This is a genomic window from Streptomyces sp. NPDC002671 (genome assembly GCF_053592475.1).
In genome coordinates, this window is record NZ_JBSFVU010000016.1 from 99,064 (window position 1) to 119,485 (window position 20,422).

General features: G+C 72.0%; 20 protein-coding genes. 10 read left to right on the forward strand and 10 right to left on the reverse strand.

Going from position 1 to position 20,422, the window contains the following annotated elements; genetic code table 11:
- Window positions 1-234: 234 nt before the first annotated feature.
- Together ACWD35_RS24740 and ACWD35_RS24745 are read left to right on the forward strand one after the other, a co-directional pair.
- On the forward strand, window positions 235-1,401 hold the full coding sequence (locus ACWD35_RS24740) for an MFS transporter (RefSeq protein ID WP_451353466.1): 1,167 nt from the start codon (window positions 235-237) through the stop codon (window positions 1,399-1,401).
- A 77-nt stretch (window positions 1,402-1,478) separates the two neighbouring features.
- Window positions 1,479-2,222 carry a maleylpyruvate isomerase family mycothiol-dependent enzyme gene (locus ACWD35_RS24745; RefSeq protein WP_451353467.1) on the forward strand — a complete coding sequence of 248 codons (744 nt, stop codon included), beginning with the start codon at window positions 1,479-1,481 and terminating at the stop codon, window positions 2,220-2,222.
- A gap of 37 nt (window positions 2,223-2,259) precedes the next feature.
- On the opposite strand, the gene ACWD35_RS24750 is transcribed toward ACWD35_RS24745, so the two are convergent.
- Window positions 2,260-2,664 (reverse strand): MarR family winged helix-turn-helix transcriptional regulator, encoded by a 405-nt coding sequence (locus ACWD35_RS24750; protein WP_451353468.1) that lies wholly within the window; start codon window positions 2,662-2,664, stop codon window positions 2,260-2,262.
- Between the two features lie 85 nt (window positions 2,665-2,749).
- Between ACWD35_RS24750 and ACWD35_RS24755 the strand changes: the two genes are divergently transcribed.
- A complete protein-coding gene (locus tag ACWD35_RS24755; RefSeq protein WP_451353469.1) occupies window positions 2,750-4,240 on the forward strand; it encodes an MFS transporter in 1,491 nt (496 codons plus the stop codon).
- 102 nt (window positions 4,241-4,342) lie between these two features.
- The gene (locus tag ACWD35_RS24760; protein ID WP_451353470.1) at window positions 4,343-4,636 is read left to right on the forward strand and encodes a DUF6332 family protein; all 294 of its coding nucleotides are present in this window, start codon (window positions 4,343-4,345) and stop codon (window positions 4,634-4,636) included.
- On the opposite strand, the gene ACWD35_RS24765 is transcribed toward ACWD35_RS24760, so the two are convergent.
- The 3 genes from ACWD35_RS24765 to ACWD35_RS24775 form a co-directional block, all read right to left on the reverse strand.
- Complete coding sequence (locus ACWD35_RS24765; RefSeq protein ID WP_451353471.1) at window positions 4,597-5,262, reverse strand: response regulator; 666 nt, start codon at window positions 5,260-5,262, stop codon at window positions 4,597-4,599. The two genes, ACWD35_RS24760 and ACWD35_RS24765, sit on opposite strands and share 40 nt — an antisense overlap.
- Window positions 5,259-6,479, reverse strand: a complete 1,221-nt coding sequence (locus ACWD35_RS24770; RefSeq protein ID WP_451353472.1) for a sensor histidine kinase — start codon at window positions 6,477-6,479, stop codon at window positions 5,259-5,261. The genes ACWD35_RS24765 and ACWD35_RS24770 overlap by 4 nt, the downstream gene beginning before the upstream one ends.
- A 109-nt stretch (window positions 6,480-6,588) precedes the next feature.
- Window positions 6,589-7,275, reverse strand: a complete 687-nt coding sequence (locus tag ACWD35_RS24775; RefSeq protein ID WP_451353473.1) for a TetR/AcrR family transcriptional regulator — start codon at window positions 7,273-7,275, stop codon at window positions 6,589-6,591.
- A 127-nt stretch (window positions 7,276-7,402) separates the two neighbouring features.
- Here ACWD35_RS24775 and ACWD35_RS24780 point away from each other — a divergent pair, with 127 nt between their 5' ends.
- Window positions 7,403-7,882, forward strand: coding sequence for a nitroreductase family deazaflavin-dependent oxidoreductase (locus ACWD35_RS24780; protein ID WP_451353474.1), 480 nt, complete (start codon window positions 7,403-7,405; stop codon window positions 7,880-7,882).
- Here the strand turns inward: ACWD35_RS24780 and ACWD35_RS24785 are convergent.
- On the reverse strand, window positions 7,872-9,131 hold the full coding sequence (locus ACWD35_RS24785) for a geranylgeranyl reductase family protein (protein ID WP_451353475.1): 1,260 nt from the start codon (window positions 9,129-9,131) through the stop codon (window positions 7,872-7,874). The two genes, ACWD35_RS24780 and ACWD35_RS24785, sit on opposite strands and share 11 nt — an antisense overlap.
- A gap of 131 nt (window positions 9,132-9,262) precedes the next feature.
- On the opposite strand from ACWD35_RS24785, the gene ACWD35_RS24790 reads away from it, so the two are divergent.
- Both ACWD35_RS24790 and ACWD35_RS24795 read left to right on the forward strand, forming a co-directional pair.
- A complete protein-coding gene (locus tag ACWD35_RS24790; protein WP_451353476.1) occupies window positions 9,263-10,618 on the forward strand; it encodes a M20/M25/M40 family metallo-hydrolase in 1,356 nt (451 codons plus the stop codon).
- Window positions 10,619-10,680: 62 nt separating this feature from the next.
- Window positions 10,681-11,385, forward strand: a complete 705-nt coding sequence (locus ACWD35_RS24795) for an MBL fold metallo-hydrolase (protein WP_451353477.1) — start codon at window positions 10,681-10,683, stop codon at window positions 11,383-11,385.
- 7 nt (window positions 11,386-11,392) lie between these two features.
- On the opposite strand, the gene ACWD35_RS24800 is transcribed toward ACWD35_RS24795, so the two are convergent.
- Window positions 11,393-12,448, reverse strand: a complete 1,056-nt coding sequence (locus ACWD35_RS24800; protein WP_451353478.1) for an NUDIX hydrolase — start codon at window positions 12,446-12,448, stop codon at window positions 11,393-11,395.
- A 151-nt stretch (window positions 12,449-12,599) separates the two neighbouring features.
- Window positions 12,600-12,791, reverse strand: a complete 192-nt coding sequence (locus ACWD35_RS24805; protein ID WP_451353479.1) for a hypothetical protein — start codon at window positions 12,789-12,791, stop codon at window positions 12,600-12,602.
- A 195-nt stretch (window positions 12,792-12,986) separates the two neighbouring features.
- On the opposite strand from ACWD35_RS24805, the gene ACWD35_RS24810 reads away from it, so the two are divergent.
- Window positions 12,987-15,029, forward strand: a complete 2,043-nt coding sequence (locus ACWD35_RS24810) for an NPCBM/NEW2 domain-containing protein (RefSeq protein WP_451353480.1) — start codon at window positions 12,987-12,989, stop codon at window positions 15,027-15,029.
- 80 nt (window positions 15,030-15,109) lie between these two features.
- Here the strand turns inward: ACWD35_RS24810 and ACWD35_RS24815 are convergent, their stop codons facing one another.
- The gene (locus ACWD35_RS24815; protein WP_451353481.1) at window positions 15,110-15,520 is read right to left on the reverse strand and encodes a hypothetical protein; all 411 of its coding nucleotides are present in this window, start codon (window positions 15,518-15,520) and stop codon (window positions 15,110-15,112) included.
- Window positions 15,521-15,656: 136 nt separating this feature from the next.
- The gene (locus ACWD35_RS24820; protein ID WP_451353482.1) at window positions 15,657-16,601 is read right to left on the reverse strand and encodes an ROK family protein; all 945 of its coding nucleotides are present in this window, start codon (window positions 16,599-16,601) and stop codon (window positions 15,657-15,659) included.
- Between the two features lie 229 nt (window positions 16,602-16,830).
- Between ACWD35_RS24820 and ACWD35_RS24825 the strand changes: the two genes are divergently transcribed.
- Complete coding sequence (locus ACWD35_RS24825) at window positions 16,831-17,880, forward strand: LacI family DNA-binding transcriptional regulator (RefSeq protein WP_451353483.1); 1,050 nt, start codon at window positions 16,831-16,833, stop codon at window positions 17,878-17,880.
- Between the two features lie 7 nt (window positions 17,881-17,887).
- Window positions 17,888-18,697, forward strand: a complete 810-nt coding sequence (locus ACWD35_RS24830; protein ID WP_451353484.1) for a hypothetical protein — start codon at window positions 17,888-17,890, stop codon at window positions 18,695-18,697.
- Here the strand turns inward: ACWD35_RS24830 and ACWD35_RS24835 are convergent.
- Window positions 18,681-20,204, reverse strand: coding sequence for an InlB B-repeat-containing protein (locus ACWD35_RS24835; RefSeq protein WP_451353485.1), 1,524 nt, complete (start codon window positions 20,202-20,204; stop codon window positions 18,681-18,683). The two genes, ACWD35_RS24830 and ACWD35_RS24835, sit on opposite strands and share 17 nt — an antisense overlap.
- Window positions 20,205-20,422 lie beyond the last annotated feature (218 nt).

Sequence of the window (20,422 nt, forward strand, 5' to 3'; positions counted from 1 at the left end):
ATGGCCTGCTCATCCCTCTGCAACCAGCTCGTGAGCAAGCATTAACCGACTTGTATCCGCTGTGCGTTCATGAATCGCACAGGTGCCCCGCCCCCGAACGCGCACCGCAGCTCGTGCAGGAAGGCGACGGCCGCGCGGGTGCCCCGGGCAACCATCAACTCCCTTGCAGCCACCGGCGGACATCTCTACGCTGACTTTGTGCCGCTAATAAACAAAACCCGAACGCACAGCGTCGTGCCGAGCACCGGTCTCCTACGTCTGCGCGCGGCGATCACCGCCTTCTTCGCCCTGGACGGCTTCATCTTCGCCGGCTGGGTGGTCCGTATCCCCGACATCAAGCAGCAGACGCACGCCTCCGCCGGCGCCCTCGGGCTCGCGCTGCTCGGGGTGTCCGCGGGTGCGGTGCTCACCATGACGCTGACCGGCCGGCTGTGCCGGCGTTACGGCAGTCACCCGGTGACCGTCGTGTGCATGGTGGTGCTCGCGCTGAGTGTCGCGCTGCCTCCGCTCACCCACTCCGCGGCGGCGCTCGGCGCCGTCCTGCTGCTCTTCGGGGCTGGGTACGGCGGCGTCAACGTGGCTTTCAACAGCGCTGCCGTAGACCTGGTGGCCGCGCTGCGCAGGCCCATCATGCCCAGTTTCCACGCCGCCTTCAGCCTGGGCGGGATGGTCGGCGCGGGCCTCGGCGGACTGGTCGCCGGTGCCGTCTCCCCCGCGCGGCATCTGCTCGGTCTCACCCTGATCGGGCTGGTGGTCACGGCCGTCGCCGGGCGGACGCTGCTGCGGCACGAGCCTCCCGTTCCGCCGGAGCGTGAACTGACGGAGACGGACGGTCGAGCACGCCGGGCGGACGGCCGTACCCGGAGGCTGGTCATGGTGTTCGGGCTGATCGCGCTGTGCACGGCCTACGGCGAGGGGGCCATGGCCGACTGGGGTGCCCTCCACCTCCAGCAGGACCTGGCAGCCTCGTCGGGCGTGGCGGCGGCCGGGTACGCATGCTTCGCGCTCGCCATGACCGCCGGCCGGCTGACCGGGACGGCCCTGCTGGAGCGCCTCGGCCGCGCCCGGACCGTGATCGCCGGCGGCACCACCGCGGCGGCGGGCATGCTGCTCGGCTCGCTCGCGCCGTCCGCGTGGGCGGCGCTGCTGGGCTTCGCCGTCACCGGACTCGGCCTCGCCAACCTCTTCCCGGTCGCCGTGGAACGGGCCGGCGCCCTGACCGGCGCGTCCGGTGTCGCCGTGGCCTCCACGCTGGGCTACGGCGGCATGCTGCTCGGGCCGCCCGCGATCGGGTTCATGGCCGACTGGTTCTCCCTGCCCGCCGCGCTCACGAGCGTCGCCGTACTGGCCGCCGTGGCCGCGGTCATCGGGGTGTCGACCCGGCGGGTGATGAGCGGCTGAGGACGGGTGGGGAAAGTCGTGCCCCCAGGGACTAATGGCGTGCCTTGTAGCAGCCTCCATCCGGCAGACTCACCCGCATGGAGACTGCTGAGTACCTTGAGACGCTGGACCGAGAGGGCCGCCTGCTGGCGGCAGCCGCCGAGCAGGCGGGTACCGATGCCAAGGTGCCGACCTGCCCTGAGTGGCATGTCCGGGACCTGTTGCGGCACACGGGCGCGGTGCACCGGTGGGCCGCCGCCTTCGTCGCCGACGCGCACACCGCCCCCCGCCCCCTCACGGACAGCCCGGACCTGGACGGCGCCGAGCTGGTGGCCTGGTACCGGGACAGCCACCGCCTGCTGGTGGACACCCTGGCCGCCGCGCCCGCCGACCTGGAGTGCTGGACCTTCCATCCGGCGCCCTGCCCTTCGCCGCTCACGTTCTGGACCCGGCGGCAGGCGCACGAGACGACCGTGCACCGCTACGACGCCGAGGCCGCGCGGGGCGGTACGGCCACCCCGGTCGCCACGGACTTCGCGGTGGACGGCATCGACGAGCTGCTGCGCGGCTTCCACGCCCGTAGCAGGAGCCGGTTGCGTGCGGAGGAGCCGAGGGTGCTGCGGGTGCGCGCGGAGAACGGGGGCGCGGACGCTGTGTGGACCGTACGGCTGAGCGCTGAGCCGCCGGTGACCTCGCGGGACGCGTCCGGCGCGGCCGATGCCGAACTGACTGGCTTCGCCGACGAGTTGTACCTGGCGCTGTGGAACCGGGTGCCGGTGCCTCAGGTGTCCGGCGACCGTTCGCTGGCGGCGCTGTGGCAGGAGAAGGGCGCTATCGGTTAGCCGAGTTGCTTCGTCGGGCGGGGTGCCCGACGGGGCGTCAGTTCCCCAGCATCCGGGCCAGCACCGCGCGTTGTACGGGCCGTACCTCGCCGTGCAGCGCGCGCCCCTTCGCCGTGAGCGCCACGCGCACCCCGCGCCGGTCCTCCGGACACATGGCCCGCTCGACCAGGCCGTCGTTCTCCAGGCGGCCAATCAGCCGGGAGAGCGCGCTCTGGCTGAGGTGGACCCGCTCGGAGATCTCCTGCACGCGGTAGGCGCAGGTGCCGTCCGCCGTCACGCCTTCGGCGAGCACGTCGAGCACCTCGAAGTCGCTGGCGCACAGGCCGTGTCCGCCGAGCGCCCGGTCCAACTCGCACTGGGTGCGGGCGTGCAGGTCCAGGATGTCCCGCCACTGCTCCACGAGCGCCTGATCGGCCGTCACTTGGGCCTTCTTCGCCGCCATGAACGCACCGTAGCAGAGAAGCGAAATTATTGCATCAGAATTAAATGCGTTTGCATTCGATGCATGCGCATGTAGTGTCTTGGGCATGACCTCTCCGCTCACCTCCCCCGCGACCCCTTCGCCGGCGGTTCGCTGGACTCCCCGACTGTGGGGCACCCTTCTGGTGCTGTGCGCCGCGATGTTCCTGGACGCGCTCGACGTCTCGATGGTCGGCGTCGCACTGCCGTCCATCGGCTCCGATCTCCATCTGTCCACGTCGACGCTGCAATGGATCGTCAGCGGCTACATCCTGGGATACGGCGGTCTGCTCCTGCTCGGCGGACGCACCGCCGACCTGCTGGGGCGGCGCCAGGTGTTCCTCGTCGCCCTCGGCGTCTTCGCGCTGGCCTCGTTGCTCGGCGGTGTCGTGGACTCGGGTCCGCTGCTGATCGCGAGCCGCTTCATCAAGGGGCTGAGCGCGGCCTTCACCGCACCGGCGGGTCTGTCGATCATCACGACCACGTTCCCGGAGGGCCCGCTGCGCAACCGCGCGCTCTCCATCTACACCACCTGTGCCGCCACCGGCTTCTCGATGGGCCTGGTGCTCTCCGGCCTGCTCACCGAGGTGAGCTGGCGCTTCACCATGCTGCTGCCCGGGCCCATCGCCCTGATCGCGCTGCTCGTGGGTGTGAAGCTGCTGCCGCGCAGCACCCGCGAGGAGAGCCACGACGGCTACGACATCCCCGGCGCCGTCCTCGGCACCGCGGCCATGCTGCTGCTGGTCTTCACTGTCGTCCAGGCGCCTCAGGCCGGCTGGGCCTCGGCCCGCACCCTGCTGTCGTTCCTCGCGGTCGCCGCGCTGCTGACCGCGTTCGTCCTGGTCGAGCGGCGCTCGCCGAGCCCGCTGATCCGGCTCGGGGTGCTGCGCTCGGGCAACCAGATCCGCGCCCAGCTCGGCGCGGTGGCCTTCTTCGGGTCGTACGTCGGCTTCCAGTTCCTGACCACGCTCTACATGCAGTCCCTGCTCGGCTGGTCGGCGCTGCACACGGCCCTCGCCTTCCTGCCGGCGGGCACGCTGGTGGCCGTGTCGTCGACGAAGGTCGGCGCGATCGTGGACCGGTTCGGCACGCAGCGGCTGATCGCGACCGGGTTCGCGCTGATGGCCCTCGGGTACGCGCTGTTCCTGCGCATCGACCTCGACCCGGTGTACGCGGCCGTCATCCTGCCGTCGATGCTGCTGATCGGCGCGGCCTGCGCGCTGGTCTTCCCGTCGCTCAACATCCAGGCCACCAACGGGGTCGAGGACCACGAGCAGGGCATGGTGTCCGGGCTGCTCAACACCTCGATCCAGGTGGGCGGGGCGATCTTCCTCGCCGTGGTGACGGCCGTGGTGACCGCGCAGGCCCCCGGGCACGCCACCCCGCAGGCCGTCCTCGACAGCTACCGGCCCGGCTTCATGGTCGTCACCGGCATCGCCCTGGCCGGCCTGCTGATCACCCTCACCGGGCTGCGCACCCGCCGCAGCCACCAGACGATCGTCGTCGCCAGGTCCACCGTGGAGGAGGCGGAAGCGGACCGCGTACCGGTCCGCGACTGATCGACCGCGTACCAGTCCGCGACTGATGGGGGGTCCGCCTCCGTACGTGCGCCCGGCGGGAGTTGGTTGTCCCGCCGGGCGCACGTCTGTGAGACTGACGGTATGTACGAATATGAGGGACAGGGGGGACGGCGCACCAAGGCCGAGCAGGACGCGGCCATGGTGGAGGTCGGGTACGCGCTGGTCAGCGCGGCCTTCGCGGCGGCCGTGGTGTTCGGTGCCGTCGCCGGGCCGGCGCTGCTCTTCGACCTGCCGCGGCTGCTCGGCACCGCCCTGCTGCGGCTCGGCCTGACGGCCGCGCCGGTGGTCTTCGTGGCCCGGGTGGTGAGTGTGCTGGTCCGCTTCCGGCGGGCCGCTCAACCCAGCCAGCCCGGCCGCACCAACCCCGACTCGTAGGCCAGGACGACGAGTTGGGCGCGGTCCCGGGCGCCCAGCTTCACCATCGTGCGGCTGACGTGGGTCTTGGCGGTGAGCGGGCTGACCACGAGGCGCCGGGCGATCTCCTCGTTGGACAGGCCGATCCCGACCAGCGCCATCACCTCCCGTTCCCGCTCGGTGAGTTGGGTCAGGGCGTCCGCGGCGGCGGGTTCCTTGGAGCGGGCCGCGAACTCGGCGATCAGACGGCGCGTGACACCCGGCGACAGCAGCGCGTCGCCCTCCACCACCGCCCGTACGGCACGCAGGAGTTCGTCCGGCTCGGTGTCCTTCACCAGGAAACCGGAGGCGCCCGAACGGATCGCCTCAAAGACGTACTCGTCCAGTTCGAAGGTGGTCAGCATGACCACCTTCACGTCCTTCAGCTCCGCGTCCCCGGTGATCCGCCGGGTCGCGGCCAGACCGTCCAGCAGGGGCATGCGGATGTCCATCAGGACGACGTCGGGCCGCAGTTCGCTCACCTTGCGCAGCGCTTCGTCGCCGTCCGCCGCCTCTCCCGCCACCTCGATGTCGGGCTGCGCGTCGAGCAGTGCTCTGAAACCGGCCCGCACGAGCGACTGGTCGTCGGCGAGCAGTACCCGGATCACTGGTCCTCCCTGGTGTGCAACGGCAGTACGGCGAGCACCCGGAAGCCGCCGTCGGGGCGCGGGCCCGCCTCGATGGTGCCACCCAGCGCCCCGGCCCGCTCCCGCATCCCGGCCAGCCCGTTCCCGCTGCCGCCGGCGTCCGCGCCGGTCGCGGGCCCGTCGTCGTCGATCCACAGCCGCAGGGCGCCCGCGTCGTGGGCGAACCGTACGCGCGCATGCCGCGATCCGGAGTGCCGTACGACGTTGGTGAGGGCCTCCTGCACGATCCGGAAGGCGGCGAGGTCGGCGCCGGGCGGCAGCCGGGGCGACTCGCCCTCGATGTCGACGGTCAGCCCGGCGGACGCGGCCTGTTCCACGAGTTCCGGCAGCCGGTCCAGGCCCGGCGCGGGGGTACGCGGGGCGGCGCCCGGGGCGCGCAGGGTGTCGAGGACCTGGCGCACCTCGCCGAGCGCCTCCTTGCTGGCGGCCTTGATGGTGGTGAGCGCGGCGCGCGCCTGCTCGGGGTCGCTGTCGAGGAGCGCGAGCCCCATACCCGCCTGGACGTTGATGACCGAGATGCTGTGGGCGAGGACGTCGTGCAGTTCGCGGGCGATCCGCAGCCGTTCCTCGTCCGCGCGCCGCCGGGCCGCCTGCGCGCGGTCCGCGCGCTCCCGCGCCCACTGCTCGCGCCGCACCCGGGCCAGTTCGGAGACCGTCGCGATGGCCAGAACCCAGGTGGCGACGCCGAGCTCCTGGACGATGCTCCCCCTCTTGTCCCCCGCGGGTGGCAGCCAGCGGTAGAGCCAGAGCGCGACCAGGGCGTGCCCGGCCCACAGCAGGCCGACCGCCGTCCAGGCGGCCCGCCGGTGCCCGGCGACGACGGCGCTGAAGCAGCCGACGGCGACGGCCAGGAAGACCGGGCCGTAGGGGTAGCCGACAGCCAGGTAGACCAGGGTCGCGGCGCTCGCGGCGTAGACGGCGAGGACGGGGTGGCGGTGCCGCCACAGCAGCACCAGCGAGGCCAGGAGCAACAGCACGCGCGCGTAGAGGTCGAGGGGCTGGCGGTGCGGCTGAGCGTGCGCGGCGAAGTTCGAGCCGATCAGCACGAATGCGGTGAGCAGCGCGGTGGAGCGCCACGGCAGGCGCGCGCGGTGCGCCTCGGGGCCGTCGGCGCGCTGCCACCACGGGGGTCCGTACCGCCACCAGCGCGAGGGCCCCTCTCCGTGCTGCTCATCCATGACCGCCACGCTAGACGCCGACGGGCGCCAAGGTCGTCAGCCGGGCGAGGTGATCACCAGTACTCCCCGGGGAGTACGACAGCACGAAGTGCGGCACCCTGCCGCGCAATCAGCGCAGCCCCACCCCATGCGCCAGCCGGGTCGCCGCGTGCAGGAAGAAGGTCTCCCGGTCCTCCACCACCCGGTTGAACTGCCCGAACAGCTCGAATCCGACGAGTCCGAACAGCTGGGCCCAGGCCGCCACCAGCGCGGCAGCCACCTCGGGGGGCAGATCGGGGGTGAGGTCCGCCGCCATGCGTTCGGCCTCGGGGCGCAGTTCGGCGGGGAGGGGGAGGTCGGCGAGGCCCGGACCCTGGTGGGCGTCGCGGACGATGCCGATGAGAAGCAGGCCGACGCGGGCGGCGGACGGGACGGTGGTCTCGGGGGCGGAGTAGCCGGGCACGGGCGATCCGTAGATCAGGGCGTACTCGTGCGGGTGGGCGAGGGCCCAGTCGCGCACCGCCCCGCACACGGCGGTCCAGCGCCGCACGTGGTCCGCGTCGGCGCTCTTCAGGTGGGCTGCCTCTGCCGCCTCGCCGAGGGAGTCGTAGGCGTCGATGATCAGGGCGGTCAGCAGTTCGTCGCGGCTGGGGAAGTAGCGGTAGAGCGCCGAGGAGACCATGCCCAGCTCGCGGGCGACGGCCCGTAGCGAGAGCTTGGCCGCGCCCTCAGCCGCGAGCTGTCGGCGCGCCTCGTCCTTGATGGCGGCGGTGACTTCGATCCTGGCCCGCGCGCGGGCGCCTTGTGCGGTGCTCATGGCAGCAGTGTGCCATGCAGACAGAGCAGTGCACACATTCCAGAGCACTGCTCTTGCTTTGGAGCACCTGCATCCCCCACACTGAAGTCAAGCGAGAGCACCGCTCTCCCAAACCGTGGGGGTCACCATGCCGTCTGCGTCTTCTTCTTCGTCCGCTTCCTCTTCGCCCTACTACCGCAAGGGCAGCCCGATGGAGGTGCGGCTGAACGGGATCATCGGCTGGCTCGCCCGGCACGGGATCAGCCTCGCGGGCAGCGCGGAGCTGTCGGTGCGCGGGCGCAAGAGCGGGCAGATGCAGCGCATCCCGGTCAACCCGCACACGTACGAGGGCGAGCAGTACCTCGTCTCGGCGCGCGGCCACTCCCAGTGGGTGCGCAACATGCGCGCCGCCGCCGGCGGCGAGCTGCGGGTGGGCCGGAAGGTGCGCACGTTCACCGCGATGGAGCTTCCCGACGCGGAGAAGCTCCCGATCCTGCGGACCTACCTGGAGAAGTGGGGCTGGGAGGTCAACCAGTACTTCCAGGGTGTGACGGCCACGTCCTCCGACGAGGAGATCGTCGCGGCGGCCGGCGACCACCCCGTCTTCCGGATCAACGTCACGAAGTGACCGGGTCCTCCGCAGGAGCCGGGTCCTCCACGGGGACGGAGCGCCCCCGGTCCAGCGCGGTCAGGGCGCGCTGGGCCAACGGGCGGGACCGGACGATCTCGGCCAGCGTGGTGGAGCCCTGGGTGATCTCCCGGAACGCCCGCCACGCCGGGCGGAAGCCGGTGAGGGCCGCGTGGAAGAAACCGGGGCGGCGCTCGAACGCGGCCAGCAGGTGCTTGCCGACGCTCATCTCGACGCCGAGCCCCGCCTTGATCGCGAAGGCGTAGTTCAGGGCCTGGCGACGGGCGTCGACCGCGTCGTGCGCCTCGGCGATCCGCACCGCCCACTCCCCCGCCAGCCGGCCCGAGCGCAGCGCGTAGGAAATACCCTCGCGGGTCCACGGCTCCAGCAGGCCCGCCGCGTCCCCGCACACCAGCACCCGGCCGCGGGACAGCGGCGAGTCGTCGGCCCGGCAACGGGTCAGGTGGCCGGAGGAGACGCTCGGTTCGAACCCGGCTAGCCCGAGCCGGCCGACCAGGTCCTCCAAATAGCGCTTGGTGGCCGCGCCTTCGCCCCGCGCGGAGATCACGCCGACCGTAAGGGTGTCGCCCTTCGGGAAGACCCAGCCGTAACTGCCGGGAATCGGGCCCCAGTCGATGAGGGCCCGGCCCTTCCAGTCCTCGGCGACGGTCTCCGGCACCGGGATCTCCGCCTCCAGGCCGAGGTCCACGTGGTCCAGCTTCACACCGACGTGGGCGCCTATGCGGCTGGCGCTGCCGTCGGCGCCGACGACCGCGCGGGCCAGCACGGTCTCGCCGCCCTGGAGGATCACGGCGACGGTGCGCCGGTCGGGCACCGCCGAGCCGTGCTGCTCGACCCGCTGCACCGTGACGCCCGTACGCAGCTCGGCGCCGGCCTTCTGCGCGTGCTCGACCAGCTGCTGGTCGAACTCGGGCCGGTTGATCAGCCCGAACAGCATCTGCTTGGAGCGGCGGGTGCGGGTGAAGCGCCCGTTGTTCGAGAAGGTGACCGTGTGCGCGCGGTCCTGGAAGGGCAGCTCGAAGCCGGGCGGCAGGGCGTCGCGCGAGGGGCCGATGATGCCGCCGCCGCACGTTTTGTAGCGGGGCAGCTCGGCCTTCTCCAGCAACAGGACACGCCGTCCGGTCACGGCCGCCGCGTACGCGGCCGAGGCCCCCGCCGGTCCCGCGCCCACCACGACGACGTCCCACACCTGCTGCACGTCGTCCGCCGACCAGTTCTCGCCGCTCACGATGGTCTACTGCTCCGATCAAGCCGCTGCCCAACCTGTCCCCCGCATCCTACGGCGGCCGTCCACGCAGGTCGTTGTGGGAGGATCGGTGTACCCAGCAGTTCAACGTCGCACCCACGAGGAGCGTTCCCATGTCGTCGAATCCGGTCGCCGAGACCGTCGCCTCGCTGATGCCCCGGGCCAAGGCGGAGCTGACCGAGCTGGTCGCCTTCAAGTCGGTGGCGGACTTCGCGCAGTTCCCGAAGAGCGAGAGCGAGGGCGCCGCGAACTGGGTCGCCGACGCGCTGCGCGCCGAGGGCTTCCAGGACGTGGCCCTCCTCGACACCCCCGACGGCACGCAGTCGGTGTACGGCTACCTGCCGGGCCCGGAGGGTGCCAAAACGGTTCTTCTCTACGCGCACTATGACGTGCAGCCGCCGCTGGACGAGGCCGCCTGGACCACCCCGCCGTTCGAGCTGACCGAGCGCGACGGCCGCTGGTACGGCCGTGGCGCCGCCGACTGCAAGGGCGGCGTGATCATGCACCTGCTCGCGCTGCGGGCCCTGAAGGCGAACGGCGGCGTCCCGGTGAACGTCAAGGTGATCGCCGAAGGCTCGGAGGAGCAGGGCACCGGCGGCCTGGAGCGGTACGCCGAGCAGCACCCGGAGCTGCTGGAGGCCGACACCATCGTGATCGGCGACGCGGGCAACTTCCGCGTCGGCCTGCCGACGGTGACCACCACCCTGCGCGGTATGACCCTGGTCCGGGTCCGCATCGACACCCTCGCGGGCAACCTGCACTCCGGCCAGTTCGGCGGCGCCGCCCCGGACGCGCTCGCCGCGCTGATCCGCGTGCTGGACTCGCTGCGCGCCGAGGACGGCTCGACGACGGTCGACGGGCTGGACGCCACGGGGACGTGGGACGGCCTGGAGTACACCGAGGAGCAGTTCCGCGCGGACGCCAAGGTGCTCGACGGCGTGGGGCTGATAGGCGACAGCTCGGTCGCGGACCGCCTCTGGGCCCGCCCGGCCGTCACCGTGCTCGGCATCGACTGCCCGCCGGTGGTCGGCGCCACCCCGTCCGTGCACGCGAACGCCCGCGCGCTGATCAGCCTGCGGGTGCCGCCGGGCGTGGACGCCACGGACGCGACCAAGCTGCTCCAGGCGCACCTCGAGTCGCACACCCCCTGGGGCGCCCGGGTCACCACCGAGCAGGTCGGCCAGGGCCAGGCCTTCCGCGCCGACGCCTCCAGCCCGGCCTACGAGGCGATGGCCGATGCGATGGCCGTCGCCTACCCGGGCGAGACCATGCAGTACGCCGGTGAGGGCGGCTCCATCCCGCTGTGCAACACCCTCGCCGGCCTCTACCCGCAGGCGGAGATCCTGCTCATCGGCCTGAGCGAGCCCGAGGCGCAGATCCACGCGGTCAACGAGAGCGTGTCCCCGGAGGAGCTGGAGCGCCTGTCGGTCGCCGAGGCGCTGTTCCTGCGCAACTACGCGGCGAGCTGAACACTTCTGCCTCAGGCAGAGGGCCCTCGCCGTGCGGCGGGGGCCCTCCCTACGGTCGGGGCATGGACGTCATCGAACTGCTGCCCCGCCTCCATCTCCTGCGCTTCCCGGTCGGCCAGGCCTATCTCTGGCGCGACGGCGTGGAGTTGACGCTGATCGACGCGGGCACGCTCGGCGCCGGCCGGGCCGTCGCCGCCGCCGTCACTGCGCTCGGCCACGCCCCCGGGGACGTACGACGGATCGTGCTGACCCATTTCCACGAGGATCACGCGGGCGGGGCGGGCGAGTTCGCCGCGCTGAGCGGGGCCGAGGTGGTGGCGCACCACCTGGACGCCCCGTTCATCAGGGGTGAACGACCGGGCCCGCCCCCGCTGTTCGAGGACTGGGAGCTGCCGATCCACGCGCAGGCGGCGCGGCACCTGCCCGTCGGTGAGCCGGTACGGCCGCCACGGGTCACCCCGGTGTCCGACGGTGAGGTGCTCGGCTTCGGCGGTGGGGCCCGGGTGATCCACGTCCCGGGCCACACGGACGGCAGCATCGCGCTCTTCCTGCCCGACGACGGGGTGCTGTTCACGGGCGACACGGTCGCGGCCTCGCCGGTCGACGGATCGGTGATGCCGGGCGTGTTCAACCTGAACAAGCCGCAACTCCTCGCCTCCCTGCGCCGGTTGGCGGACCTCGAAGCGGAGGTGGCGTGCTTCGGGCACGGCGAGCCGGTGCTGAGCGGCGCCTCCGCCGCGCTGCGCGAGGTGGCCGCCGCACGCTGATCACGCCTCAGGCGGCCTGCCCGCCCACCGGCACACCGGCCTCCAGATAGAGCGCGGTTCCGCGCTCCCGGGCCCGCAGCGCCCAGCGCAGCCGCTCGAAGCGGACCGGAGGCAGCATCGCGGCAGCCTCCTGCTCGGTGACGAAACGCCAGTCGCGCAGCTCCGGGCCCGGCAGCAGCACCCTCGCGGCCTCGGCGGAGCCCAGCCGGCCGCCGTCGAAGAGCAACCGCAGGCCGCCGTAGCCGGGGGGCGCGGGCCGCTCCCAGTCCACGACGAGCAGCGGCGGCACCTCCCGCAGCCGTATCCCGGTCTCCTCCGCGACCTCACGCATCCCGGCGCGGGCCGGAGCCTCCCCGCGCTCGACCACACCGCCGGGGAACTCCCAGCCGGGCTTGTAGGTGGGGTCCACCAGCAGCACCCGGTCCTGTTCGTCGAAGAGCAGCACCCCGGCGGCGACGGTCTCGGCGGTGGGCTCGGCGGTCTGCACGATGTCGCAGGGCGGTACGGCACCGGAGTCGACGGCCCCGGCGATCCGGACGGCGGTCTCGTACGGGGTGAGGGCGCTGGTGTCGACGACGTGCGCGTCGGCGGTGAGCCAGGAGGCGAGGGCGGCGCGGTAGGGCTCGATGTGGTCGTACGACCACTGGCGCACCCGCAACTCGCCGTCGGGCAGGTCGGCCGGGACCTCGCGCCCGGCTATGCGCTCGCGCAGGATCGTTTCAGCCGGGGCGAGCAGCAGGTGTCGTACCGTGATCCGGCGGGCGGCGAGGCCCCCGAAGATCTCGTCGCGGTACTCCTGGCGCAACAGGGTCATCGGGACCACGAGGGTCCCGCCCAGCTCGGCGAGCATCGCCGCCGCCGTGTCGATCACGAGCCGGCGCCAGATCGGCAGGTCCTGGAAGTCGCTGACCTCGGCGAGGCGTTTGGGCGGGAGCAGGTGTCCGAGCGCTCCGCCGATGACCTCGGGGTCGAAGAACGTGCTGTGCGGGATCAGTTCGATCAGTTCCCGTGCGGTCGTGGTCTTCCCCGCACCGAACGCGCCGTTGATCCAGACGACGGTCACGGACTCCCCCTCTTCTATTGGCCCCCTGTGGCTTGCCCGCTCCACCCTGCCACGGAAACCACATCCCGTTGAGGGTGCGCACACGGGAGTGCCGGTGCCCCGGTGCGGCGGGGCACCGGCACTCGGCGCGTACCGCTCCGGGCCCGGGGCCCTACTCCCCGCCGAGGGCGTCGTGGTCCACGGACAGGCTGTCCTGGTTGACGAGGTGGTCGACCTGGCCGACCGTGTCCGAGACGTTGAGGTCGCCGAGGGGGATCTGGTCGGCCGCGTGGGACGGGGTGACGGCGGCCACGACGAAGCCGGTGGCAAGGGTGGCGATGGCGAGGATGCTGCGCTTCTTCATGTGCTGATCAACTGCGGAACCGGCCGGGGGTCACGCGGATCACCACGTTTCCCAACAACGCACCTCTTCCAACAGAGACGGACATGTTCTAACGTAACCGCGCACCGATGACGCGTACCTTGCACCCCCCGTGGGCCCGCCGTCCGCGCGGCCCTGCCGTCTTCTCACCTCTCGCGAGTCGGAGGAACGTCAACGATGCGTCACCCTCACACCCGCACCACCACCACAACCCGCCGAGGAGTGATCGGCACGCTCGCCGCCGCACTGCTGTGCGCGGCGGGCCTCGCCGCGCCCGCCGTCGCGGCCCCCGCGCACGGTCCCGTCGCCCCGTCCCTGGCCGACGGCCTCGCCCTCACCCCGCCGATGGGCTTCAACAACTGGAACTCCACGCACTGCCGGGCCGACTTCAACGAAGCCATGGTCAAGGGCATCGCCGACCTCTTCGTGTCCAAGGGCCTGAAGGACGCGGGCTATCAGTACGTCAACCTCGACGACTGCTGGGCCCTGCCGAACCGGGATGCCGACGGGAAGCTCGTACCCGACCCGGTCCGTTTCCCCGGCGGGATCAAGGCCGTTGCGGACTACGTCCACGCCAAGGGCCTCAAGCTCGGCATCTACACCAGCGCCGGCTTCAAGACCTGCAACAACGCGGGCTTTCCCGGCGCCCTGGGCCACGAGTACAGCGACGCACGGCAGTTCGCCGACTGGGGCGTGGACTACCTCAAGTACGACAACTGCAACAACCTGGGCGTGGACGCCCAGTTGCGCTACAAGACCATGCGTGACGCGCTCAAGGCCGCATCTCAGGCAACAGGCCGCCCGATCGTCTACAGCATCTGCGAATGGGGCGAGAACAAGCCCTGGGAGTGGGCGTCGGAAGTCGGCCATCTGTGGCGCACCACCGGGGACATCAGCGACAACTGGTCGTCGATGCTGTCGATCACGAAGCAGAACCTCCCGCTCGCGCCGTACGCCGGCCCCGGCCACTGGAACGACCCCGACATGCTGGAGGTCGGCAACGGTGGCATGACGGACACCGAGTACCGCTCCCACTTCTCCCTCTGGTCGGTCATGGCCGCACCACTGCTCATCGGCACCGACCTGCGCAAGGCGTCCCAGGCGACCTTCGGCATCCTCGGCAACAAGGAGGTCATCGGCGTCGACCAGGACCCGCTCGGCAAGCAGGGCACGGTGGTCTCCGACGAGGGCGGACGCTGGGTGATCGCCAAGGAGATGAAGGACGGCAGTCGCGCGGTCGCCCTGTTCAACGAGTCCGGCACCGCGCAGCGCATCGCCACGACCGCCGGCGCGGTCGGCCTGCCCGACGCCGCCGGGTACACCCTGCGCGACCTGTGGCAGCACCGTACATACAACACCGCGGGCACCCTCGCGGCGACCGTCCCCGCCCATGGCACGGTCCTGCTGCGCGCCTCGGCCGACCCGCACTGGGCCAGCCACCCGCCTGCCGCCGAACTCGGTCTGGACGGCCGCCCGTTGGTGGAGGCCGGCACCCCGGCCACGCTGACCACCACGGCCACCGACCTCGGCCGCACCACCGCACGCCGGGTGTCCGTGTCCCTGACCGGCCCCGACGGGTGGAGCGTGCAGGCCTCCTCGACGACCACCGCCGCTGCCCTGGCGACCGGCGCGACCCTGCGCACCGGCTGGCGCGTGACCGCTCCAGCGGGCACTCCGCCCGGCTCCTACGACCTTACGGTCCAGGCGAGTTACCGCTCGCCCTCCGGCGAACGCGTCACCGCCGCCCTGCCGCTGACCGCGTCCGTCGTGGTGTCGCCGCCCGCCGGGACGTCGTACCTGAGCGACCTGCCCTGGCTGTCGGCGAGCAACGGCTGGGGGCCTGTGGAGCGTGACACCAGCAACGGCGAGAGCGCCGCGGGCGACGGGCATCCGATCACCCTCGGCGGAGCCCGGTACACCAAGGGGCTCGGCGTCCATGCCGAGAGCGCCGTCGAGTTCTACACCGCCGGCAAGTGCTCGACGGTCACCGCCCGGGTGGGCCTCGACGACGAGACCGGCATCCGGGGTTCCGTCGCCTTCGAGATCCAGGCGGACGGCAGGACGGCCGCCTCGTCCGGCGTGCTCACACACGCGACGCCCGCCCAGGCCGTGTCGGCCGACGTGACCGGAGCTCAGGTCGTCCGGCTCGTCGTCACCGACGGCGGCGACGGCATCGACTACGACCACGCGGACTGGGCTGACGCGAAGCTCACGTGCTGAGCGGCGGGCCCTGACCGACGTCACCGCGTGATCGTCGGGGGTTCACCACCCTCGACGATCACGCGGTGGCCGTCAGTGGCCTACCACCACGCGGTGCAGCGCGCGGTGTTGTCGCCGTTGGCCTGCACACAGACGCGGGCCAGTGCCGGGTCGTTGTCCGGGATGTAGGTGGACTCCTGGGTGTTCCACGGGTCGACCCAGATCCGGTTCTGCAGACCGTCGAAGTGGTTGGTGTCACCCTGCGAGGCCCAGTCGATCCAGCCCGAACAGGTGGTGCCGCCACCGCTGTTGTTCACGTAGTTCCGGACCTGCCAGCCCCCGCCGCCCGAGACGTACTGGGTCATCAGGGTGCCCGAGCAGCCGTTGCTCCAGACCGTGTACCGCGCGGTCTCGGCGGAGGCGACCCCGCTGCCGCCCAGCACCAGCGTGGCGACTCCGGCCAGCGTGCCGGCCCCGACGGCCGCCCGGCGCACGATGCTGCCTGCGTTCATGTTCCGTTCCCTCCCTCAATGTGCAGCGTTCGCCGCACATGAGGGATCGTCCGGGACGGCTCCAACCGCCGACCAACGGCTCCAACCGCCGACCAACGGAACGCCAACCGCCGAATGGAGCGTCAACCGCCGCTTTTCACACGGATGTTGGGGCAGCGGCGCGCAAGGCCGCCGCAGCCGCGCCCACCAGGCCCGCGTCCGTGCCCGTCTGCGCGGGCACGACCGTCAGCCGCTGGACGAAGGACAGAGTCGCGTACTCGGCGAGGGTCTTGCGCAGCGGCGTGAAGAGGATGTCGCCGGCCTTGCCGACGCCCCCGCCGATCACCGCGATGTCGATCTCGACCAGGGTCGCGGTGGCCGCGATCCCGGCGGCCAGCGCCTGGGCGGCCCGCTCGAAGGAGGCCACGGCGACCGGATCGCCCGCGCGCGCGGCGGCGGCCACCGCGGCGGCCGAGGTGTCGCCGTCGGGACCGGGCCGCCAGCCCTGTTCCAGGGCCCGGCGGGCGATGTTGGGGCCGCTGGCGATGCGCTCGACGCAGCCGCGCGAGCCGCAGGGGCACGGGTCGCCGTCGAGGTCGACGCTGATGTGGCCGATGTGCCCGGCGTTGCCCGTCGGGCCGGGGTGCAGCCGCCCGTTCAGGACCAGGCCGCCGCCGACGCCGGTGGAGACCACCATGCACAGCGCGTTGTCGTGCCCGCGGGCGGCGCCCTGCCAGTGCTCGGCGGCGGTGATCGCCACCCCGTCGCCGATCAGCGAGACCGGCAGCCCTCCGGTGGCCGCGCGCACCCGCTCGACCAGTGGGAAGTCGCGCCAGCCCGGCACGTTGACCGGGCTCACGGTGCCCGCCGAGGCGTCCACCGGGCCCGCGCTGCCGATCCCGACGCAGCCGGCGTGTCCCCACAGGTGCGACCCGGCGAGTTCGCCGAGCACCTCCTCGACGGCCAGCATGACCGTTTCGCCGTCCTGCCGCGCGGGCGTCGGGCGCTGCGCCCGCGCCTGGATCCGTCCGTGGACGTCCACCAGAGCGCCGGCGATCTTGGTGCCGCCGATGTCCAGGGCCGCCACGAGGTCGGTGTGCATCAGAGTCAGATCTCCCCGTTGAACCGTGAGTACGCGCGAAACAAGAGAACGCCGCAGGCCGGTCGCGGTGGGGGCGCGGGACCGAGACAGCGGTGGACAGTGTCTCCCGCATCTGACAACGTTGTCCAGGCCCTATGCTCGACGCCACATCCTCATACAAGCCCAGGATCGACGCACCACCCGGGTCGATTCCGGCCGACACCACGGACGACAGGACAGGACACCGCTCGTGCCCGAGACCACCCGCCGCGCAGACCGCCTCCCCGGAAGCCGCTACGGCAACCGTCCGACCATGAAGGACGTGGCCGCCCGGGCCGGGGTGGGCCTGAAGACGGTGTCCCGCGTGGTGAACGGCGAGGCCGGGGTCACCCCGGACACCGAGCGCCGGGTGCAGGAGGCGATCGACGCCCTCGGCTTCCGCCGCAACGACAGCGCACGGGTGCTGCGCAAGGGCCGTACGGCGAGCATCGGGCTGGTCCTCGAGGACCTCGCCGACCCGTTCTACGGCCCCCTCAGCCGCGCCGTCGAGGAGGTGGCCCGCGCCCACGGCGCCCTGCTGATCAACGGCTCCAGCGCCGAGGACCCGGAGCGCGAGCAGGAGCTATCGCTGGCCCTGTGCGCGCGGCGCGTGGACGGGCTGGTGGTGATCCCGGCCGGGGACGACCACCGCTATCTGGAGCCGGAGATCAGGGCGGGCGTGGCGACCGTGTTCGTGGACCGCCCGGCCGGGAAGATCGACGCCGATGTCGTCCTGTCCGACAACTACGGCGGCGCCCGCGACGGCGTCGCCCACCTGATCGCGCACGGCCACCGCCGGATCGGCTTCATCGGCGACATGCCCCGCATCCACACCGCGTCCGAACGGCTGCGCGGCTACCGGGCCGCCATGGAGGACGCCGGTATAGCGGTCGAGGAGCGCTGGATGTCCCTCGGGGCGACGAATCCGGAGCGGGTGCGCCGCGCGGCCGAGGAGATGCTCTCCGGCCCGGACCCCGTCACCGCGGTCTTCACGGGCAACAACCGGGTCACGGTCACCGTGATCCGGGTGCTCGCCGAGCAGGCCCGCCGGGTCGCCCTCGTCGGCTTCGACGACATCGAGCTGGCCGACCTGCTCCAGCCGGGCGTGACGGTGGTCGCCCAGGACGCGGCAGCCCTCGGCCGTACCGCCGCCGAGCGGCTCTTCCGCCAGCTGGACGGCACCCTCGTCGCGCCGGAGCGCATCGAGCTGCCGACCCGGCTCGTCACCCGCGGCTCGGGCGAGCTGCCGCCCGCGGACTGAGCCGCCCGTGACCGACGACGCCGGCCGCACCCTGGAGGAACTCGGCCTCGCCGAGGCACCCCGCGACCATCCGCTGAGCTACCCGGGCGCCTGGCCCGCCGGCTCCGGCCTGCTGCACGGCGACCGGATGCTGCCGCTGGAGCGGCTGGTGTACGACGACCGGGTGCCGGTCCTCGCCGTCGGCTCCAACGCCTGCCCCGGCCAACTGCGGCACAAGCTGGACGAGTTCGGGATCGACTCCCCCATTCCCATGGTGCAGGCGCGGGTGACCGGGATCGACGTGGGCGTCTCCGCGCACGTCAGCCGCATGGGCTATGTCTCGGCCTCGCCGGTCAAGTCCCCGCGTTCATTAGGGGAGTTGTTCCTCATCTGGCTGGACGCGCGGCAACTGGCCGTGATCGACGCCAGCGAGGTGAACTTCTGGCGGGCCTGGCTGCCCGCGCCGGACGTGCGGATCGGGCTGCCGGACGGCTCGGCGCTCCCCGGCGCGTACGCGTACGTCAACCGGCACGGGGTGCTGCACAACGGCGCCGGCGTGCCGCGCCCGCATCCCGGCCAGCACGCATTGCTGTCCGAACTCCTCATGAAATCGGCTCCGTTGAGGAAGCTGTTCGGTGTGACTCCCGAGGAGTTCTGCGCGCGGGCCCGCGCTGATGCCGGGCTGTGCGCTCGGGGCACCCGGCTCTTCGCGGAGCACGCGTGGGTGACGGAGTCGGGGCTGGAGCCGTACGCACACGGCCGGCCGCATACCCCGCCCGGCGCCGGGGGCAGGCGTCGGCGCCCCGGCCCGGGGCGTGAGCTCAAGGAGTCTTGGTGAAGAGCGCGACGACGCTGCGGTTCTTGTCCATGGTGATCTGGTACTCGGCCGTGGCGTCGGTCTGCTTCACGCCGTCGACCTCCCAGCCCGCGAACACGTAGCCGGCCGCCGGGTGGGCGGTCAGGGTCACCTGCGTGCCGGGGTCGTAGGGGCCGAACTCGCTGACCGTGATGGTGCCGCCGCCTGCCGGGGAGACGGACATCGTCAGGGTGTGCCGGTTGGTCGCCTTCGTGGCGCGGTAGGCGGACACGAGCGGGGTGGCCAGCTGGGCGATGCCGGCATTGTTGTTCTTCGCGTCACCGAGGGCCTTGCCGTCGGTCGTCGTATTGACGGTGTTGGAGTACTGGTTGATGACCTTGCAGCTGGGCAGGCAGGGCGTGTTGTAGGCCATCAGCGTGTGGAACTTGTTGTCGGACGTGATCCAGCCGAAGTTGGTGTCGTTCGGGCCCGGCGGCGTCTCCCCGTTGTTCATCACGGTCTTCCGGTCGTGCCGCATGCCCAGGTTGTGGCCGATCTCGTGGCCCAGGTTGTCCCAGTCCTTCACCGACAGGACGCTCGTGACCGAGTAGGCGCTCTCGCTGGTCCCCGAGGTCACGGGAATCGGCAGATCAGCCGAGCCGGAGCTGTTCTCGGCGGGGATGGAGGCGAGCAGGGCCACCAGGTCGGCGCCGTAGTCATCCCGGAACGCGTGGGCCGGGGCGCCGAGCGTCAGGTCCGCTCTCTTGTTGAGCTTGTCGAGCACGGTGCCGGCGTCCTCGTTGGCGACGCCGGACGGCGACGTCTGGTACGAGTGGACGACGTGCACGCTGGCCGGCACATGGCTGGTGGCGAAAGCCTTGTTGAGCTGGCTCACTCCGTAGCGGATCCGGGCCTGCACCTCCGGCACCCCGCCGAGCTCGGTGACGGCCGCGGGGGTGTAGGGGACGAGGACGTCGATCGCGACCGGGTTGTTGTTGTCGGCCCTGGCCGTCTTCTCCGCGTGCCCGGGACGGCCGGCTCGATCGGGCAGGGTCACGGTGTCGCCGGGCTCTCCACTCGGCGGCAGCTTCAGCGTGTCGATCTCCTGCAGGCGGTACTCGCCCGGACGCTTGGGCAGAGGGGTGAACACGTAGTCCTTGGTGCCGACCTCGATGACGCCGTCGAGGGTGACGTGGCCGCCGCCGCGCGTACAGGCTCCGATGATGGACAAGGACACCGTGTCCTCGGGCTGCTTCGGGTCGTGCCCGTCCCAGTAGACGGTGCCGTCCGCGTCCTTGTGGTAGTAGTCCCGCATCGCGGTGATGCCTCGGGTGCGGGGGAAGAGCCGGAACGTACGGTGCTCCGGCACGCCTTCCTTTTGCGTACGGCACAGGGACGCGAACTCCTTGGCGTCGGCGCGCAGTACGGCGGTGCGCACCACCCAGGGCTCGTCCGAGCCGCCGCCTGCGGGCGGTGTGGCCATGGCCAGGGGAAGGGGGGCGAGAAGAGCGGTCGCCGCGGTACAGGCGACGAGCAGGGAACGGCGCATCGGGGATGTCAGCCCTTCTGTGGGGGGAATGTGCCCCATGATCAGCGCCTGATCGCGTCGTACCGTCGAGCGCGGGGTCGCGGGAGCGATGTCGCCCGGAGGTTCATCCGGTCAGCCGCCTGCGGCCCCGGCCGGGACCGGACGCCACCGCAGTGGCCGCTGCCCGGACGCGCAGCCGCCCCCGGCGCCCTCCTCTGCGGGCACCGGGGGCGGCTCGT

Excerpts from the sequence above, each read along its gene's own strand:
- ACWD35_RS24745 (WP_451353467.1), top strand. The coding sequence starts at position 1,479 with ATGGAGACTGCTGAGTACCTTGAGACGCTGGACCGAGAGGGCCGCCTG.
- ACWD35_RS24750 (WP_451353468.1), bottom strand. The coding sequence starts at position 2,664 with ATGGCGGCGAAGAAGGCCCAAGTGACGGCCGATCAGGCGCTCGTGGAG.
- ACWD35_RS24755 (WP_451353469.1), top strand. The coding sequence starts at position 2,750 with ATGACCTCTCCGCTCACCTCCCCCGCGACCCCTTCGCCGGCGGTTCGC.
- ACWD35_RS24760 (WP_451353470.1), top strand. The coding sequence starts at position 4,343 with ATGTACGAATATGAGGGACAGGGGGGACGGCGCACCAAGGCCGAGCAG.
- ACWD35_RS24770 (WP_451353472.1), bottom strand. The coding sequence starts at position 6,479 with ATGGATGAGCAGCACGGAGAGGGGCCCTCGCGCTGGTGGCGGTACGGA.
- ACWD35_RS24775 (WP_451353473.1), bottom strand. The coding sequence starts at position 7,275 with ATGAGCACCGCACAAGGCGCCCGCGCGCGGGCCAGGATCGAAGTCACC.
- ACWD35_RS24780 (WP_451353474.1), top strand. The coding sequence starts at position 7,403 with ATGCCGTCTGCGTCTTCTTCTTCGTCCGCTTCCTCTTCGCCCTACTAC.
- ACWD35_RS24790 (WP_451353476.1), top strand. The coding sequence starts at position 9,263 with ATGTCGTCGAATCCGGTCGCCGAGACCGTCGCCTCGCTGATGCCCCGG.
- ACWD35_RS24795 (WP_451353477.1), top strand. The coding sequence starts at position 10,681 with ATGGACGTCATCGAACTGCTGCCCCGCCTCCATCTCCTGCGCTTCCCG.
- ACWD35_RS24805 (WP_451353479.1), bottom strand. The coding sequence starts at position 12,791 with ATGAAGAAGCGCAGCATCCTCGCCATCGCCACCCTTGCCACCGGCTTC.
- ACWD35_RS24810 (WP_451353480.1), top strand. The coding sequence starts at position 12,987 with ATGCGTCACCCTCACACCCGCACCACCACCACAACCCGCCGAGGAGTG.
- ACWD35_RS24815 (WP_451353481.1), bottom strand. The coding sequence starts at position 15,520 with ATGAACGCAGGCAGCATCGTGCGCCGGGCGGCCGTCGGGGCCGGCACG.
- ACWD35_RS24820 (WP_451353482.1), bottom strand. The coding sequence starts at position 16,601 with ATGCACACCGACCTCGTGGCGGCCCTGGACATCGGCGGCACCAAGATC.
- ACWD35_RS24835 (WP_451353485.1), bottom strand. The coding sequence starts at position 20,204 with ATGCGCCGTTCCCTGCTCGTCGCCTGTACCGCGGCGACCGCTCTTCTC.